General features: G+C 54.0%; 1 pseudogene. It reads left to right on the top strand.

Features of this window, described 5'->3' with window-relative positions:
* Positions 1-215: pseudogene (locus G5A07_RS22070) on the top strand (long-chain-fatty-acid--CoA ligase); the annotation flags it as partial.

Raw genomic sequence — 215 nt, 5'->3', positions numbered from 1 at the left:
CTATCATATTTTCGGCCTCACCGTGAATGCGATGATCAGCATGGAGCTCGGCGGCAACAATGTGCTGATCCCCAATCCGCGCGACATTCCCGCCTTCGTCAAGGAATTGCAGAAAGTGCCGATCCACGTCTTCCCGGGTCTCAACACGCTTTTCAACGGACTGCTCAACAACGAGGATTTCCGCAAGCTCGACTTCCGTAACCTGATCCTGACAC

Origin of the sequence: Stenotrophomonas sp. AS012628 (genome assembly GCF_010608305.1) — a bacterium.
Taxonomy (GTDB): domain Bacteria; phylum Pseudomonadota; class Gammaproteobacteria; order Xanthomonadales; family Xanthomonadaceae; genus Stenotrophomonas; species Stenotrophomonas geniculata.
This window is presented reverse-complemented; position numbering and strand designations above follow the sequence as displayed.